The sequence below is a fragment of the Lyngbya sp. CCY1209 genome (genome assembly GCF_055795065.1).
In genome coordinates, this window is record NZ_JAYFER010000234.1 from 1 (window position 1) to 16,891 (window position 16,891).

General features: G+C 55.9%; 17 protein-coding genes. 11 read left to right on the plus strand and 6 right to left on the minus strand.

The genetic code is table 11. The features are described from left to right. Positions 1–390: 390 nt before the first annotated feature. The 3 genes from AC0QHF_RS05590 to argF all read left to right on the plus strand — a co-directional run bounded on the left by AC0QHF_RS05590 (position 391) and on the right by argF (position 3,717). The gene (locus tag AC0QHF_RS05590; RefSeq protein ID WP_324703202.1) at positions 391–1,470 is read left to right on the plus strand and encodes a glycosyltransferase family 4 protein; all 1,080 of its coding nucleotides are present in this window, start codon (positions 391–393) and stop codon (positions 1,468–1,470) included. Positions 1,471–1,693: 223 nt separating this feature from the next. Next, a complete protein-coding gene (dusB, locus tag AC0QHF_RS05595; RefSeq protein WP_324703203.1) occupies positions 1,694–2,749 on the plus strand; it encodes a tRNA dihydrouridine synthase DusB in 1,056 nt (351 codons plus the stop codon). Between the two features lie 44 nt (positions 2,750–2,793). After that, the gene (gene argF, locus AC0QHF_RS05600) at positions 2,794–3,717 is read left to right on the plus strand and encodes an ornithine carbamoyltransferase (RefSeq protein ID WP_324703204.1); all 924 of its coding nucleotides are present in this window, start codon (positions 2,794–2,796) and stop codon (positions 3,715–3,717) included. A 176-nt stretch (positions 3,718–3,893) separates the two neighbouring features. On the opposite strand, the gene AC0QHF_RS05605 is transcribed toward argF, so the two are convergent. Then, positions 3,894–4,091 (minus strand): NAD(P)H dehydrogenase subunit NdhS, encoded by a 198-nt coding sequence (locus tag AC0QHF_RS05605; protein WP_324703205.1) that lies wholly within the window; start codon positions 4,089–4,091, stop codon positions 3,894–3,896. Positions 4,092–4,287: 196 nt separating this feature from the next. After that, complete coding sequence (locus AC0QHF_RS05610) at positions 4,288–5,358, minus strand: Mrp/NBP35 family ATP-binding protein (RefSeq protein ID WP_324703206.1); 1,071 nt, start codon at positions 5,356–5,358, stop codon at positions 4,288–4,290. A 400-nt stretch (positions 5,359–5,758) separates the two neighbouring features. Between AC0QHF_RS05610 and hemF the strand changes: the two genes are divergently transcribed. After that, positions 5,759–6,802, plus strand: a complete 1,044-nt coding sequence (gene hemF / locus AC0QHF_RS05615) for an oxygen-dependent coproporphyrinogen oxidase (protein WP_324703207.1) — start codon at positions 5,759–5,761, stop codon at positions 6,800–6,802. A 61-nt stretch (positions 6,803–6,863) separates the two neighbouring features. Continuing rightward, the gene (locus AC0QHF_RS05620; RefSeq protein WP_324703208.1) at positions 6,864–7,226 is read left to right on the plus strand and encodes an STAS domain-containing protein; all 363 of its coding nucleotides are present in this window, start codon (positions 6,864–6,866) and stop codon (positions 7,224–7,226) included. 21 nt (positions 7,227–7,247) lie between these two features. On the opposite strand, the gene AC0QHF_RS05625 is transcribed toward AC0QHF_RS05620, so the two are convergent. Next, entirely contained in the window at positions 7,248–7,868 is a 621-nt protein-coding gene (locus tag AC0QHF_RS05625; RefSeq protein ID WP_324703209.1) for a chromophore lyase CpcT/CpeT, read from the minus strand. Between the two features lie 348 nt (positions 7,869–8,216). Here AC0QHF_RS05625 and psb29 point away from each other — a divergent pair, with 348 nt between their 5' ends. Beyond that, complete coding sequence (psb29, locus tag AC0QHF_RS05630; protein WP_324703210.1) at positions 8,217–8,954, plus strand: photosystem II biogenesis protein Psp29; 738 nt, start codon at positions 8,217–8,219, stop codon at positions 8,952–8,954. Between the two features lie 81 nt (positions 8,955–9,035). Here psb29 and AC0QHF_RS05635 read toward each other — a convergent pair whose 3' ends face one another. Both AC0QHF_RS05635 and AC0QHF_RS05640 read right to left on the minus strand, forming a co-directional pair. Next, the gene (locus tag AC0QHF_RS05635) at positions 9,036–9,593 is read right to left on the minus strand and encodes a late competence development ComFB family protein (RefSeq protein WP_324703211.1); all 558 of its coding nucleotides are present in this window, start codon (positions 9,591–9,593) and stop codon (positions 9,036–9,038) included. A gap of 425 nt (positions 9,594–10,018) precedes the next feature. Beyond that, on the minus strand, positions 10,019–10,927 hold the full coding sequence (locus AC0QHF_RS05640; RefSeq protein WP_324703212.1) for a M23 family metallopeptidase: 909 nt from the start codon (positions 10,925–10,927) through the stop codon (positions 10,019–10,021). Between the two features lie 181 nt (positions 10,928–11,108). Between AC0QHF_RS05640 and AC0QHF_RS05645 the strand changes: the two genes are divergently transcribed. Together AC0QHF_RS05645 and AC0QHF_RS05650 are read left to right on the plus strand one after the other, a co-directional pair. Beyond that, positions 11,109–11,330 (plus strand): hypothetical protein, encoded by a 222-nt coding sequence (locus AC0QHF_RS05645; protein WP_324703213.1) that lies wholly within the window; start codon positions 11,109–11,111, stop codon positions 11,328–11,330. A gap of 285 nt (positions 11,331–11,615) precedes the next feature. Continuing rightward, positions 11,616–13,952: a monovalent cation:proton antiporter family protein gene (locus AC0QHF_RS05650; RefSeq protein ID WP_324703214.1), complete on the plus strand. Its 2,337-nt coding sequence runs from the start codon at positions 11,616–11,618 to the stop codon at positions 13,950–13,952. Between the two features lie 2 nt (positions 13,953–13,954). Here the strand turns inward: AC0QHF_RS05650 and AC0QHF_RS05655 are convergent, their stop codons facing one another. Beyond that, positions 13,955–14,167, minus strand: coding sequence for an Hfq-related RNA-binding protein (locus tag AC0QHF_RS05655; RefSeq protein ID WP_324703215.1), 213 nt, complete (start codon positions 14,165–14,167; stop codon positions 13,955–13,957). A gap of 142 nt (positions 14,168–14,309) precedes the next feature. Between AC0QHF_RS05655 and dapF the strand changes: the two genes are divergently transcribed. From dapF to AC0QHF_RS05670, 3 genes are read left to right on the plus strand one after another with little or no spacing between them, the layout of a single operon-like run. Beyond that, positions 14,310–15,173 (plus strand): diaminopimelate epimerase, encoded by an 864-nt coding sequence (gene dapF, locus AC0QHF_RS05660; protein WP_324703216.1) that lies wholly within the window; start codon positions 14,310–14,312, stop codon positions 15,171–15,173. 21 nt (positions 15,174–15,194) lie between these two features. Next, positions 15,195–16,340: a hypothetical protein gene (locus AC0QHF_RS05665; protein WP_324703217.1), complete on the plus strand. Its 1,146-nt coding sequence runs from the start codon at positions 15,195–15,197 to the stop codon at positions 16,338–16,340. A 36-nt stretch (positions 16,341–16,376) separates the two neighbouring features. Then, positions 16,377–16,817 carry an NADAR family protein gene (locus AC0QHF_RS05670; protein WP_324703218.1) on the plus strand — a complete coding sequence of 147 codons (441 nt, stop codon included), beginning with the start codon at positions 16,377–16,379 and terminating at the stop codon, positions 16,815–16,817. Positions 16,818–16,891 lie beyond the last annotated feature (74 nt).

Consider the following 16,891-nt stretch of genomic DNA (forward strand, 5'->3'; position numbering starts at 1 on the left):
TTGGAATGGACTTCGCCGAGTTGCCGACAGGAAATCATTCAAATTTTAAAGACAGCATTTTTCCCTCTAATGACAGGGGGAATATCCCCCTAAATCCCCCTTTGTAAGGGGGACTTCACCCCAATTCTCCTGCTTACAAAGGGGGACTTTCCCTAATTATCCCCCCTTACAAAGGGGGGCTGGGGGGGATAAAACGACAATTTCGGCTGATCACCTGTATGCCACACCCCGCAAACCGTCAATCTATGATAAAATCCGCCTATCGTGGCAGTCCGGATATTGACGAGGACAAATAACTTCTCCGTGTCCTCTGTGCCTCTGTGGTGAAATCTTCCGACTGTCCCAACTCATTCCCGTCGTGCTATCAAATCGATCAATTATTTGACAACCTTGACTGAATCTCAAAAACTCGCCGTCAACCTCTCCGTTTTAATCCCCAAACCCACCGGAATATCGGTTTATGCAGAAAACATCCTCCCCCACCTGCATTCTCTAAATCCCCTATTGCTGTCGGGACATAAAATTCCCGGCTATCAATGCCATCAAATTCCCGACAACATGACCCCCGACGAAGGGACGAAGGGACATTTGAGACGGCTGCTGTGGACGCAGTTTAAATTACCTTCTCTCTATCAACAATTAAACGCCAGTTTGCTCTTTTCTCCCCTGCCGGAAGCGCCGCTCTATTCCCGCTGCCGGTCTGTCGTCATGGCACACGACTTAATCCCCCTGAAATTTCCCCGTCCCGGTTCGCGGCTGACCGCCTATTTTAAGACCTACGTTCCCGCCGTTTTCAGGCAAGCCGAACATATTATTTGCAATTCCCAATCGACGGCGGACAGCTTGACCGAAATGTTGGAAATTCCCGCCAAAAAAATAACGCCGATTTTGCTGGGATACGATCGCGATCGCTTTCAATTCCTCGACCTCCCCGCCGACAACTACTTCCTCTATCTCGGCAGGCACGATTCCTACAAAAATCTCCCCCGCCTGATCGACGCATTTGCCGCATTATCCGATAATAGCGATTATGAATTGTGGCTGGCGGGGCCGACTGACAACACCTACACGCCGCGATTGAAACAACAGGCAGAAACATTGGGATTGAGTCAACGAATTAAATTTCTCGATTACGTTTCTGCGACTGAATTACCCCAAGTCATCAATCGTGCGATAGCCCTCGTATTTCCCAGCCTTTGGGAGGGGTTCGGATTTCCCGTTTTGGAAGCGATGGCCTGCGGCACTCCCGTCATCACGTCCGACCTGTCCTCCCTCCCCGAAGTCGCCGGAGACGCGGCACTATTAATCAATCCCTATCACGTCGAAGAAATAACCGCAGCGATGAAAACCTTGGCGGACGATTCCCAAATGCGATCGCAACTTCGCCAGCGGGGACTCGCCAGGGCAACCCAATTTTCCTGGGAGAAAACCGGACGGGAAACCGCCGAGGTTTTGGAACGGTTTTTGTAAATCGGAAATCATCTAATCTAATAAAATTCGGAAAATGAACCACAGAGGCACAGAGGGACACAGAGAAATTAGCCCTTCCGCCTTTCTTCTCTATAACAACTGCCAGGACTCTCCGGACAGTCGCTCTCTAACCCGCCTGTCGCCTATTGCCTATTGCCTATTGCCTACAACAAAATGCGATATAATAAATGAGCCCTGTCGATCGCATCAATCCGAACCCCCAATGTCCGTGCTCCCAACCGAACTCAAACACCGCCTGTCCGCACCCCTGAAAATTGGCAATTTGGAAGTCAACAGCCGGGTGCTGCAATCTCCCCTGTCCGGCGTCACGGACTTGGTGTTCCGGCGCCTGGTGCGACGTTATGCCCCCACTTCGATGATGTACACCGAGATGGTTCACGCCTCCCAAATTCGCCACGTCCGGGAGTTGCCGATCATCATGGAAATCGATCCCGGCGAACGTCCCATCAGCATCCAACTGTTCGACTGCCGCCCGGATTTTTTGGCGGATGCGGCGCGGAAAGCGGTCGCGGAGGGGGCGGATACGGTGGATATTAATATGGGGTGTCCCGTCAATAAAATTACCAAAAATGGCGGGGGTTCTTCCCTGTTGCGACAGCCGGAAGTCGCCGCAGAAATCGTGCGATCGCTCGTCGAAGCGGTGGCGGTTCCAATCACTGTAAAAACCCGCATCGGCTGGGACGATGGCGAAATCAATATTTTGGACTTTTCCAGGCGGATGGAAGATGCCGGGGCGCAGATGATCACCATCCACGGACGCACCCGCGCCCAGGGTTACACCGGAAAAGCGAATTGGGAATGGATCGCCAAAGTTAAGGAAAGTTTGTCGATTCCCGTTATCGCCAACGGGGATATTATTTCCGTGGAGTCGGCGGTGAAATGTTTGCAAGAAACGGGAGCGGACGGGGTGATGTGTTCTCGCGGAACCCTCGGTTATCCGTTTTTGGTGGGAGAGATCGACCATTTCCTGAAAACGGGCTGCACCAAGGCACTGCCGACGGCGGCGGAGCGGCTGGAATGTGCGAAGGAGCATTTGCAAGCACTCTGGGTGTACAAAGGGCAGCGTGGAATTTATCAGTCCCGAAAACACATGACTTGGTATGCTAAAGGTTTCCCAGGAGCGAACGAACTGCGGGAACGGCTGGCCCGGGTCGAGACGGTGGAGGCGGGATGCGAGTTGCTCGACGGTGCGATCGCTCAGTTGCGGCAGCAAAACCGACCCGAACTCGATTCCCCACCCGTCAGACAACCCGCCTGAGAGTTGCCGCAGGACGGAAATTTGCAGCCAAGAGGGGGCAAGAAATGGACTCATTAAAAGGACGAGATTTGCTGAGTTTGGCCGACTTGAGTACGGCGGAATTGCACGGTATTTTATCCCTGGCAATTCAACTCAAATCGGGGATGCGGAAACTCCAGCGAAGGAAGGTTTTGGGGTTGATGTTTTCCAAGGCTTCGACCCGCACCCGCGTCAGTTTTTCCGTGGCGATGTATCAGTTGGGGGGGCAGGTGATCGACCTGAATCCCAGCGTCACCCAAGTGAGTCGCGGGGAACCATTGATTGATACAGCCCGCGTTTTGGGCCGCTATTTGGATGCGATCGCCATCCGAACTTTTGAACAAAAGGACTTGGAAACCTTCGCAAATTTTGCCGAAATTCCGGTTATAAATGCCCTCACTGATCGCGAACATCCCTGTCAGGTATTGGCGGATTTGATGACCGTTCAAGAGTGTTTCGGCCGCATGGCGGGATTGACCCTGACCTACTTCGGCGACGGAGCAAATAACATGGCTCATTCGCTGTTGTTGGGCTGTGCGATGGTGGGGATGAACGTCAGGATCGCCACCCCTTCCAAATATCCGCCGGACGCGGAAATTGTCGAACAGGCAAAGGCGATCGCATCCGGAAAAACGGAGGTGAGCGTCACCGATAATCCCCAGGAGGCGGCGAAGGATTGCAACGTCCTGTATACCGACGTCTGGGCGAGTATGGGACAGGAATCCGAGGCGGACGATCGCATCCCCGTTTTTATGCCTTTTCAAGTCAATGAAAAACTGGTCGGGGCGGCGGCGGACGACGCGATCGTTCTGCACTGCCTGCCCGCCCACCGGGACGAAGAAATCACCAACGGGGTGATCGAAGGCCCGCGATCGCGGGTTTGGGACCAGGCCGAAAACCGGATGCACGCCCAAAAAGCACTGTTGGCCAGTTTATTAACCGACGACTGAACCGACAAAAAAGGGGGAAACAATTAACAATTAATAATTAACAATTAATAATTAATAATTGTTGATTTTGCGTTCCCCCAAATTTTTATGGCGACGGGCGATCGCGCGTTTGCAGTTGGGTGAGGGTGCGGTTTCTTTTCCCTACACCCTACACCCTACACCCTACACCCTACACCCTACTTTTTCCCTTTCCGGCCGGCGGTGGTGTCGATCGCTTCCAATTCGGAGAGGCGGAACGTCACCAATTTGTCCCAATTTCCCCCTTCAAATAAAACCGCAGCTTTGCCGTCGGCGACCCGCTGCACCTGTCCCTGAAATTCATAATAGGTATCGCCGGGATTGACCACCCGCACTGCTGAACCTGGCAAAATCATCGCTGTTTTTCCCTTGATCTAAATTTTGATATCTCCAAGTTTATAGCGTTTCTAACGCTCGGTGAGGTACGAAATTGAAGGTTCGAGGGGACGGGCAATGAGGACTGTTTTTTTCCCCTTCCCCACACCCTACACCCTACACCCTACACCCTACACCCTCAGTTTCTCGGGCTCGCCGCAGCGAACCCCCAGGCACTTAAGCCAGCGCCGCCACGGACACCCGCGCCGCGATCTGTTGGGCGATCGCTTTGAGTTCCTTGGCTGAAACCGACTCAGGATCGGAAACCACGATCGGAACCCCGGCGTCGCCGCCTTCCCGGACGGGCATTTCCATCGGGATCGCCCCCAACAGGGGAATTCCCAACTCATCGGCGGTTTTCTGTCCCCCCCCGGAACCAAAAATATCGTATTTGCGATCGGGCAGATCCGGCGGGATAAAATAGCTCATATTTTCCACGATGCCCAAAATCGAGACACCCAACTGCTCGAACATTTTCAACCCCTTGCGGGAGTCGAGCAGGGACACCTCCTGCGGCGTGGTGACGATCACCGCCCCGGACATCGGGACCGCCTGGGCGAGGGTCAACTGGGCGTCCCCGGTTCCCGGCGGCATATCGACGATCAGGTAATCCAATTCTCCCCAGTCCACCTGGTAGAGAAACTGGCGGATGATCCCATTCAACATCGGGCCACGCCAAATCACGGGTTGATCGCGATCGATCAGAAACGCCATCGACACCAACTTGACGCCGTGGTTGAACGCCGGTTCCAAGCGATCGCCCTGGGGCGTCTGCTGGACCATCACCTGGGCGTCCGCCAAACCCAGCATAGTCGGGTCGTTGGGTCCGTAGATATCCGCGTCGATCAACCCCACCTTGGCGCCACTCTGGGCCAGGGAAACCGCCACGTTGACGGCGACGGTGCTTTTCCCCACCCCGCCTTTACCGCTGGAGATGGCGAAAATATTCCGCACCCCTTCGATCCCCTGGCGATCGGGTAACGATTTCTGCTGGGGCGTTTCCGCCGTCACCTCCACTTCCACCGTCTCCACGCCGGGAAGCTGCTTGACAGCCTTCTGGCAATCTTCCACGATGAACTCCCGCAGGGGACAGGCCGGGGTGGTCAGGACCAGGGTGAAGCGGACGTCCCCCCCGTCAATTTCCACGTTCCGGATCATGTTCAATTCCACCAAACTCTTTTGCAGTTCGGGGTCTTGAACCGGCTTTAAAACTTCGAGTACGGACCGGGCATCTAGCTGATCTGACATAATTTTTGCGTGTCGGGCTATCTGATGGGAGCAATTCGGACGATTAAAGACGATTAAAACCGAAAATTTTAACGACTAGATCTAGAGTATCGTCTGTTTCCCACCTTGCACGACCGCTCTTTGATAAGAAATACCAATCTTACTCCCAAGATTTGATTATTGAAAAGCGGAGGAGGCAAGGTGGGAAGAATCTAAAATCAGGGCGCAAGCCTTGCGCCCCTACAATCTCAAATTCCCTACCCCCTACACCCTACCCCCTACACCCTCTCTTGTTAAGTTATGTGGACTTCCAATACAGACAACTTGACGCGATCGTCCCAATACCGGGAAGATTAAATCGTTTGGCTGGATTCGCGCTCGTTGGCAGCCAGACAGACGAGATTTAGAGGTTCATGCGTTTATGACAGTTTCCCCAGTTTCCGAGACCGCTTCGCCCCAAGCCCCTCCCCCGGCCGATTCCCGCGATCGCGTCAGCGCGTGGATGAAAGACATTCAGGACGAGATCTGTGCCGGGTTGGAACAACTCGACGGTGCCCAAACCTTTATGGAAGATGCCTGGGAACGTCCCGAGGGGGGCGGGGGCCGTTCTCGGGTGATCCGGGACGGCAACGTATTTGAACAGGGGGGGGTCAACTTTTCCGAAGTGTGGGGCAAACAGTTGCCGCCCTCGATTTTGGCCCAGCGTCCGGAGGCGGAAGGGCACGGATTTTATGCCACGGGGACTTCGATGGTGCTCCACCCCCGCAACCCCTACGTCCCCACGGTTCACCTGAATTACCGCTATTTTGAAGCCGGCCCGGTGTGGTGGTTCGGCGGCGGCGCCGATCTGACGCCCTACTATCCTTTCCCGGAAGATGCGGCGCACTTCCACCAGACCCTCAAAGCCGCCTGCGATCGCCACCATTCCGAATATTACCCCGTGTTCAAGCGCTGGTGCGACGAGTATTTTTATCTGAAACACCGGGACGAAGCCCGGGGAATCGGCGGGATTTTCTTCGACTACCAGGGGGGAGAGGGCAAACTCTACCGGGGACCCCACAGCGAAAGTGAAGCGGCGGTTTACAGCGATCGCATCGGCGCCCCGGAACCCCGAGATTGGGAACAGCTATTCGCGTTCGCCCAAGAGTGCGGCAAATCCTTCCTCCCCTCCTACGTCCCCATCGTCGAACGCCGCAACTCGACGGAATACGGCGATCGCGAACGGAATTTCCAACTCTATCGCCGGGGCAGATATGTAGAATTTAACCTGGTCTACGATCGCGGCACCATTTTTGGCCTGCAAACCAAAGGCCGCACCGAATCGATTCTCATGTCTCTGCCTCCTTTGGTAAGATGGGAGTACGGTTATCAACCGGAACCGGGTACGCCGGAAGCCGAACTGTACGAGACGTTCTTGAAACCCCAGGATTGGGCAAACTGGACTGCTCCCGAACACCGGGTCTGAGTTAAACTTACAGTCAAAGAAGCAACCATCGCACGATCAAGAATTTCAGAGGGGACGGTCAGTGATTCATATCGATCAAAAGGAACATACGACCCAGGATGGCACGAAAGTCATCGTATTAGCCCCGACAGGGCGCTTGGATATCACCACGGCTTGGCAATTTCGCCTGAAGCTGCAAGAGTGCATATCCAAACTCAGCCGCCATGTGGTGGTGAATTTGGGTCAGGTGAACTTTATCGACAGTTCCGGCTTGACTTCCTTGGTCGCGGGAATGCGAGATGCTGATAAAGTCAAGGGGAGCTTCCGCATCTGCAACGTTCACCCGGAAGCCAAACTCGTGTTTGAAGTCACGATGATGGATTCGGTGTTCGAGATTTTTGAGACGGAAGAAGAAGCCCTCGACGGCGGCGTTCGGGCGAGTTGAGGGAAAACCCCTCGTGAAATTTCAAGGTTGGAAATCGGCCGGGAGTTCAGCACTGAAGTCCCGGTTCTTGATGAATTGGTACGGTCCCAACAGGGCGCCCCAGGTTGCTTGTCCCGTTTCGGGGTCGATGCCGCGATCGAAGCTGAGAAATTGCTCTGGGGTGGCTTCAAATCCCAGATCGACCCGGTAGGTTTGATTTTTGTAGGTGAAACGGCACTGCGATCGCGCGGCCGTGCGGAAGCGGTAGGCGTCCCCCTCCAGTCGCTCCCAGGTGACATCGAGGGCGCAGGTGGGCAATAATTCCAATTGGTCGGGGGTGAGGGTTTTGAGGCGATCGCGATCGCGCCCCGCCCCCAAAATCCCGTCAAAATCCTCGGGCATATAATACTGCACCCGCAAGGTTTCAGGATTCTCCCCGGGGTCGAATAGATGCAAGATGCGGGGCCGATAGGTGCGATTTTCGCCGTTCACCAGACTCGCCTGTTCCGCAAAGAAACCGATCCCCCCGGCAAATAAAGGCGCGGGAATCGGCCGCTGCCACAATTTCAGGTGGACGTACCAAGCCGGATCGGCGATCGCCTGTTCCCGATTTTCAAATTCCCCCGCCATGTAGGTGGCTAAGGCTATCAGTGGTTGAAACATAATTTTTGGGTGTGCTCGGTGGGGTGTGCTCGGTGGGGTGTGGGGTGTGGGGAGAATTAGGGTGTAGGGTGTAGGGTGTAGGGTGTAGGGAATAGGCAACAGGCAACAGGCAACAGGCAATAGGAAGCGAAGCTTTTCTGCCTCCTCGGCCTCCTCTGCTTACCGAAGCTTACCGAAGCTTACCGAAGCTTCCTCGGCTTACCGAAGCTTACCGAAGCTTACCGAAGCTTACCGAAGCTTACCGAAGCTTGACCGTTGCCTCCTCTGCCCCTGTGCCCCTCCCCTTGACTTGGCAAACTTACCTTGTCAGGGGACAATAATATATTAAGTCCCTCTTAAGATTGACTTGTGAACAACATCCGCACTGTTTCAGATACCAAGCGAGCGTTTTACAACATTCACACTCGCCCCATCAACTCGATCTACCGTCGCGTGGTCGAGGAATTGATGGTGGAGATGCACCTGTTGGCGGTCAATGTCGATTTCCAATACGATCCCATCTATGCCCTCGGTGTCGTTACGGCATTCGATCGCTTCATGCAGGGGTACAAGCCGGAAGCCGACGTCGGGTCCATTTACACGGCTTTGATCGGGTCGCAAGAGAGCGATCCCCAGCAATATCGGGCGGATGCCAGAGAAGTCGAAGCGATCGCCGCGGCCGAGTCCGTCAACAATTTGCAGGAGCGGGCCAAAGCCGCCCGGGATAACGCCGGGGGCGATCGCCTGCAGCAGACCTTCCACGCCGTCGCCACCCATCCCAAGTTCAAATATTCCCGGCTGTTCGCCATCGGTTTGTATACCCTGGTGGAAAAAAGCGAACCGGAGCAAGTCGCCGACAAAGAAGGGTTGGAAACGGTACTCGGCCATCTGAGCGAGGGGTTGAACCTGCCCAAAGACAAGCTGATCAAAGATCTCGACCTGTACCGCAGCAACCTGGAAAAAGTCGCCCAGGCGCGGATCGCGATGGACGAGTTGACCCAGGCCGAACGCAAGAAGCGGGAACAGCGCCAAAAAGAAGCGGCAGGCTCGGCTCCGGGCGACGAATCCCCGAACGAGTCTGCGGAAGAAGCCGTTTCCGACTCTTAAACCGGAACACGGGAAGGCGGGAACTCGGCGATCGCGGCCCCCTTTCCGGCTCCGGAACCGAGAACCCGCCACTGTTTCCATCTAATTGGGCGTACTCGGTTCGCTCTCGTCGTCGGGTTCGTAATCCGCGGCGTAGGCTTTGAGCAAAATATTCATCTGTTCCAACAGAGGCGTATCGGAGATCTGACCTAAAACCGTCTGGTTTTGTGCAGCCCGGTCTAAATTGCGGGCAATCGCCTCCTTGACCTGGCTCGCAATCAGGCTTTGCAGTTCTTCCTTGGCCCGCGATCGCTGGTACTGGGCGCCCTCCTCCGTCGTCGCGTAGAGGGGCGGCAGCCGGTTGAGGGCGTAGGCGGCGATATCCCCCACATCCAAAGATTGGTCGCCGTCCTTGTCAATCTCAACCGCCTGGGAGATCGCCTCGCTGAGAACCAATTCTTCCATCACGTTGATAAACTGTTTGCGGGGCAATACCACCACTTCCCCGGTCAGCAGCGCACCCATCAGGCGATCGAGAGCCATGTACTCCTCGATCGACAACTCCGAGGCCGTATTGCAGATTCGCCCCACCTCCGCCTCCATCGACGGCGTCAGATAACCATCCTGCAACGCTTGATCGACAATTTTTTCAATGCTCATAAGCTTCCTAGCTGATCGCAACATCAGTTTTATCACAAAATTGGGTCTAAAGCCTCATCCCTTCCGGACGACAAGGGCAACTCGATCACCGCCACAATTGGCTATCCGAACCCAACCAACAACCCTTCAGACTTTGATAACAGTTCTCTCACGAAATGACCGAGCAAAATGCCCCAAAACGAAGACTTGCTCAAACTCCGTGGAATGGGAAAGACTCGGTGGGCCCGGCAATTCCACGACAATTTCTTTCAATTGACGGCGATCGACTCTTGAGATGTCGCTGAATCTTTGTCTATGGTACTACGTTTGTCGGGCGTTAAAAGTATCTTTCAGGGAAGGACAATTGGCAAATCCTCCGCCATCCGTCCTCCCCGCCCCTCGATCAAATTCGGTCGCTCTCAATAATCAATTCGCCCTCACCCATCTCAATCGACACCCTCGTAGCGCCACGGCACCGGATCGACCGCCTGAGAGTGGACGTACAGGCCCCAGTGCAGGTGCGGCCCAGTGGAAGCCCCGGACGACCCCACCCCGCCGATGATCTGGCCAGCCCGCACCATCTCCCCCTCCCGGACGTCGATCCGGTTCAGGTGAATAAAAATGCTGGTGACACCCTGGCCGTGGTCGATGCCCACGGTGTTGCCGTGGATTTCAAACCCCTCCGACTCCCGCCCCACCAACGCCACCCGGCCCGCGGCCGGGGCGACGACCGGGGAACCGGTTCCCGCCGCATAATCCACGCCCCGATGGTAATAATTTTCGGCAAACTCGCCGTTATAATAGCGCCGGACACCGTAAATCGTGCTGACGTAACCGGAACTCGGACGCTCAAACGGCCCGTTCCAATACTTTTCGGGGGTGACGATCGCTTTAAATTCCGCCACGCGATCGAACTCCAGATCCGTCCCCGTCAGACTTTCCTTGTCCGGGGGTAGCCAGATAGACTGGGTGGGGAAGGAGCGATCGCGCAGTTGGACATTTACCGTACTCTGTCGGCTACCGTCGCTAATTTGCAGGGATTTCGGCCCTGGCGCGTCCAGTGGTGTCGTGGGAAGTAACGCCCGATAGCGCCCGTTTCCCATCGGGAACATGGGGTAATTTTTGCCCGCCATCGTCACCGTCGGTTCCCCACTCGCGCCGTTCGCCACCACCGAAATCGTATCCCCCAACTGGGGAGAAGTGGGCGACACCTGCACCTGAAAGGCTGCGGCGGGTTTCGCCAATAAAATCAGGGCGAGGGTGGCGAGTGCCAAACAGAAACCGCCCGTCAGGCGTCGCAGTCCCCGACTGCGTTTCCGGGTGCCGGGTAAAGCGTACTCTTGCAATTGGATCATCAACCTGCCAGCTAACTCGAATCGTGGATATCCGGTTTATTGTATCCAATCAGATTGTATTTGGGGTGACATCGGAAACTTCGCCGCCGGGGCGCGGGGGACGGGGAGAGGAATTGGAGGGGCTGCGATCGGATTTAAACGGGTTGAATTGGCGGTCAAAGAATGAGTATAAACGACAACGATGACGAATTTTCAAGGATTATCGGAGATTCAAAAAATCAAATATAAAGAAATTTCCGGCTGCGAGTATCAAGGTTCCGAATTGAAAGGTTGTTTCTGGACAATGCGGCCCCACGATGAGGATTGGGACTTGTCTCCCTGGCGTTTTTCGTTTGAATTTCAACCCGAAACGGGGTATCTATTCTGCAAATTGAGCCATCGCATGACCAGCAGTTGTACGTAGGGCTGGGATTTTGAAGGCAACAAACTCGATCGCCCTCTCGTCGAATCCGTATTTCCCTCTCTTATTAAACCTTGTCGTGCCGCGCCCGGTCTTCCAAAATCGGGAGTAGATATAGCGCGGCGCACCGGCGCAGTTACATATCCTTTATCGATGTGAGACTCGTCAACATTATGCCGACTCCTTACTTCCGACTCCCTAATACCGACTCCCTAATACCGACTCCCACACCCGGCGCGATCGCGTCATACTAAATATCTGAAGTGCAACCGTCATCCTCAAACACCCGTGCAAGAAGATTTCCGACTCATCATCGATCTGGTATTAGTCCTCGCCGCCGCCACGGGAGGGGGACTGCTGGCATCCCTACTGCGACAACCCGCACTCCTGGGTTATTTGATCGGCGGGATGGTGGTGGGACCGGCCGGACTCGGACTAATCAAAGAAGTGATTCAAGTAGAAACCCTGGCTCAATTTGGGGTCGCCTTTTTGCTGTTCGCCTTAGGGGTGGAATTTTCCCTCGGGGAACTCAAAAAAGTCCAAAATATCAGTTTGGGAGGCGGGGGCCTGCAAATCGTCCTCACCGTCGCCGTCACCGCGATCGCATCCCTCGTCATGGGGTGGGTGACATCCCCCGTCCAGGGAATCTTTCTGGGGGCGATTTTGTCCCTATCCTCCACCGCCGTCGTCCTCAAATGCCTGATGGAGCGCAACGAGGCCAGCACCCAACACGGCCAGATCATGCTGGGGATTTTGGTCGTGCAGGATCTCGCCCTGGGGCTGATGTTGGCCGTGCTCCCCGCCCTCGACTCCCCCGCCGAAGCGATCGGGCTGGCCGTCGGGCGATCGCTCCTGTTCATCGCCCTATTTGCCCTGGGAGCGGTCGGATTTGGGTTGTGGGTGATCCCTCCCCTGCTGCGGTTTCTCGCCCGTACAGAGAGCCGTGAGCTGTTTCTCCTGGGCGTTGTCACCCTCTGTCTGGGCATCGCTTTGTTGACGGAACGCCTGGGATTTTCCATCGAAATGGGCGCCTTCGTCGCGGGCCTAATGATCTCCGAGGTAGAATACGCCGACCAAACCCTAACTTATGTCGAACCCCTGCGGGACATCTTCGCCACCCTGTTTTTCGTCTCCGTGGGGATGCTCATCGACCCGGTATTTCTGTGGCAGCATTTGGAATTAATTTTGGGGTTGGTGTTTTTGGTCGTCGTCGGCAAATCCGCGATCGTCATCCCCATCGTCCGAGCCTTCGGCTATCCCCTGAAAACCTCCATCATCGTCGGGTTGGGACTGGCCCAGATCGGCGAATTTTCCTTCGTGTTGGCCAGCGCCGGCCAGGTGTTGGGACTGGTCGCCCGCCCCGTCTATCTGCTGATTTTGGGAACCACAGCCGTGACGCTGGTGATCGCGCCCTTCGTGTTGCAGTTGGTGCCGAAATTGCTGGATTGGATGGAGACGGTGCCGCGGCTGGCGAAATTCCTCGAACAGAGTTCCTTTCCCATCGAGGCATCCGAGGACTTGCCCTGGCAAGACCACATCATCGTCTGCGGGTACGGTCGCATGGGGCGAATTTTGGTGCAACTGTTGCGGGGCCACGGCTATCCGGTGCTGGCGATCGACCAGTCTGAGGCGGCGATCCAAGAATTGCGAAATGCCCAGATCCCCTATCTGTACGGCAACGCGGCCAGCCTGCACGTTTTGGAAACCGCCCGGGTCGATCGCGCCCGGGCGATGGCGATCGCACTTCCAGACCCCATGACGACCCGCCTCTGTCTGAAACGGGCCCTGGAGTTTTCCCCCGATCTGGACATCACCGCCATCGCCTACCGCGATCGCGATCTGGAATTGCTTTACCAACTCGGCGCCCGGGAAGTGGTTCAACCGGACTTCGAGGCCAGTTTGGAATTATCGTCACACTTGCTATTCGGCATGGGACTACCCAACCTGCAAATTCAGCAGGAAATGCAACAGATCCGCGACAGCCACTATCAAACCCTGCGCCCCCAAACCTCACTCTCCGAAACCACCCGCAACCTGCAAGATGTCGTCCAGGACCTCAACAGCCACTGGTATTCCCTCCCCAAGGGATCTCCCCTCACCGGAATGACGATCGAAGAAACCAACCTGCGGCGCCTGTCCGGGGTCGCCCTCATGGCGATCCGGCGGGCCGATGGGGAACAACTCGACTATCCCGATCCCCAGACCCCCTTGAAACCGGACGATAAATTGCTGGTGGTGGGGGAACCGGCGGAAATGGCGACCCTGGATCAACTGGCGCGGGGGGAAGTGGCGATTCCGGCGGAAAGCATCTCCTGTCAGTGGATACAGGTGCCCGAACACAGTCCGGCGGTGTCGAAACCGTTGGCCGATGTCGATCTGCTCAACCGCTATAACATTCAAGTTCAAGCCATCCGCCGGGACGGAAAATTTATCCGCTGGCCCGATCGCGGTACGGAGATCCAGGCCGCTGATCGCCTATTGATGTGCGGGGGATTTCACGATATTAACCAGGCCCGACGGGAGCTCATCCCCGCCCAGCCATCGAAGCCTGGGAAACCCAAGGAAAAAGAAGCGGAACGTCCCACCCCATCCTCGCCCCCGGAAAGCCAGCCGGAAGCGGTTTAGGATCAGCCTTTGGGCCGGATGTAGGCGATCGCGTCGAACCGAACCAAAATGGGCGTTCCGTCCCCCCCCTGGAGGCAGAGGCAGTTCTGATCCAGCCACAGGATCTGTCCGTCCAATGAATCCCCCGTCAGCACTTTGATCTCGACGGCGGATTTTTCTTGGATGTAGGTTTGCAGCTTGCGAATGCTGGGCAAACCGGTGTTGAACTCAGGCATAATCGATCGGGTAATGTGAAATATCATCAATCATACGATCGCCCCAGATGTCCTCCCGTTCCCTCGGTCGGGCAGTGGGTCGGGGAGTTGATGAGATACAATCTCCTGTCGCGGGGGATGGCAATCGAATGGAAACAAAATTATGACAATCGAGTTTACAAAGTATCACGGTTTGGGAAACGATTTTATCCTGATCGACAACCGCCACCGGACCGAGCCGCTCATCACGCCGGAACAGGCCGTACAGATGTGCGATCGCAATTTCGGCATCGGGGCCGACGGGGTGATTTTCGCCCTCCCCACTTCGGCGGGGGGGGACTACAGGATGCGGATCTTCAACTCCGACGGGTCCGAACCCCAAATGTGCGGCAACGGCATCCGCTGTCTGGCGAAATTTGTCGCCGAGTTGGAGGGGAAAGCCGGAGAAGCGATCGCCTACCGCATCGACACCCCCGCCGGGGCGATCACCCCGCAACTGTTGCCGGACGGTCAGGTTAAGGTAGATATGGGACCGCCGCACCTGTCGGCCGCAGAAATTCCCACGACCCTGGCCGGAGAGAATGATAAGGTGGTGAATGTAGTGCTCGACGTGGCGGGGCGATCCTGGGATGTCACCTGCGTCAGCATGGGAAATCCCCACTGCATCACCTTCGTGGAGGATGTGGCGACCGTCCCCCTGGCCGAAATCGGGCCGCTGTTTGAACGCCATCCCGCTTTTCCCGAACGGACCAATACGGAATTTATCCAGGTGGTGCGATCGGACTATCTGAAAATGCGGGTTTGGGAACGGGGAGCCGGGGCGACCTTGGCTTGCGGAACCGGTGCCTGCGCGTCCGTGGTGGCGGGAGTTTTGACCGGACACTGCGATCGCCGCGCCACGGTGGAACTGCCGGGGGGATGTCTGGCGATCGAATGGTCCGCCGAAGACGGACGGCTCTATATGACCGGGCCAGCCCGAGAGGTTTTTACCGGCCGACTGACCGGACCGGGTGCCGAGGATAACTAACATCAATTCAAGGATATTTCTATGGGTGGAGGCATTTATCTCGTTCAGGATGACGATCGACTCGTGGAGATGATGGAACAGGCCTACGACTCCGAAGATCAGCTTCAGGAGTTGCTCGAAGCTTATCCGAACTTGCTCGCCGGGGATGAGATCGATCGCGCCACGCCGCGGCGGTGGCTGCTGATTTCTCGGGATGCGATTGTTCCCCCCGAAGAGGAAGGCGGTGGCCGCTGGTCCCTCGACCACCTGTTCATCGACCAGGATGCCATCCCCACCTTGGTGGAAATTCGCCGCACCCGCAACGCCGAAGTCCGCCAAAAGGCGATCGGCCTGATGCTCGACTACGCCGCCAACGTCAGCCTCTACTGGCCGATCGAATCCACCATCGCCCAGTTTGAAGCCAACTGCCGGGAACAAGGCCGGGACCCGGAACAGGTTTTTGAAGAATTTCTCGGGCCCAACGCCAGCGAAGAACGCTTCTGGCAAAAGGTGAAAACCAATTTGCAAGCCGGAAAAATTCGCCTGATCTTTGTCGCCGACGAGATTTCTCCCCCCCTGCGGCGGGTGGTCGAATTTCTCAACGAACAGACCGACCCCGGGGAAGTTTGGGCCGTGGAAATTAAGCAATATGTCAGCCAGGACGGATTGCGAACCCTGGTCCCCCGGGTGATCGGCCAGACGGCTGAGGCCCAGCAGAAAAAGTCCAGCGCCACCGGAGAACGGCGGCGCTGGGACGAAGATTCCTTTTTCGACGAATTGCGAATCCGGCGGGGCGGCGACGAGGCGGAACTCGCCCACAAAATTCACGCCTGGGCGAAACATCAACAGCCGGAAGTTGAGATTCAATGGGGAACCGGAGATATCTACGGCGGCTTTTCGGCTTGTTTGCACCAAAAAGGCAAGAAACCCCACAAATTATTCAGCGTCGATATTTCCGGACGCTTGGAAATTTCCTCCAACAAATACGCCTCCCAATCGCCCTTCGACCATGAAGAAAAGTGGTCGGAACTCCGCAGTCAATTCAGTTCCATCGGCCTATCTCTGCCCGTGGAACCGACGGAATATCGGGCGCTGACGTTGCGATTGTCTACCCTGCAAGATGACCTCGCCCTCCAGCAGGTTTTGGAAACCTTTGATTGGGTGGTTAAGGAAATTAAAACAGCCTGAAATTCTTTTTTTCTCTTCCCTATCCCCGACATTTCCATGACTATCTACTTTTACACCAGCCAGGGTTCCCACGGTTGTTTCTCTAATTTTTCCTTCCACGGGTTTGAATTGTGCGATCGCTGGTGGCCGACGGTGGAACATTATTTTCAAGCCCAAAAGTTCGCCGGAACCCACCACGAGGACTTGATTCAACGGGTGAAAACCCCCAAAGATGCCGCCCGACTGGGACGCGATCGCAAACGCCCCCTGCGCGGCGACTGGAACCGGGTCAAAGATGAAATCATGCGGCGGGGGGTGCTGAAAAAGTTTGCAACCCACGCCGACATCCGGGAGATTTTGCTCTCGACTTTGGATGAAGAATTGGTGGAGAATTCCCCCGTGGATTATTACTGGGGCTGCGGTGCGGACGGCAGCGGTTTCAACAAAATGGGGCGGATTTTGATGTCGGTGCGATCGCAACTCTGCGACACAGTTTGATCGTTCGATAAATGTCGAACCTTCAGTTCTCAACGATGGCGCCACCGGCTCGGGTCGTTACCAGTTATAATCCC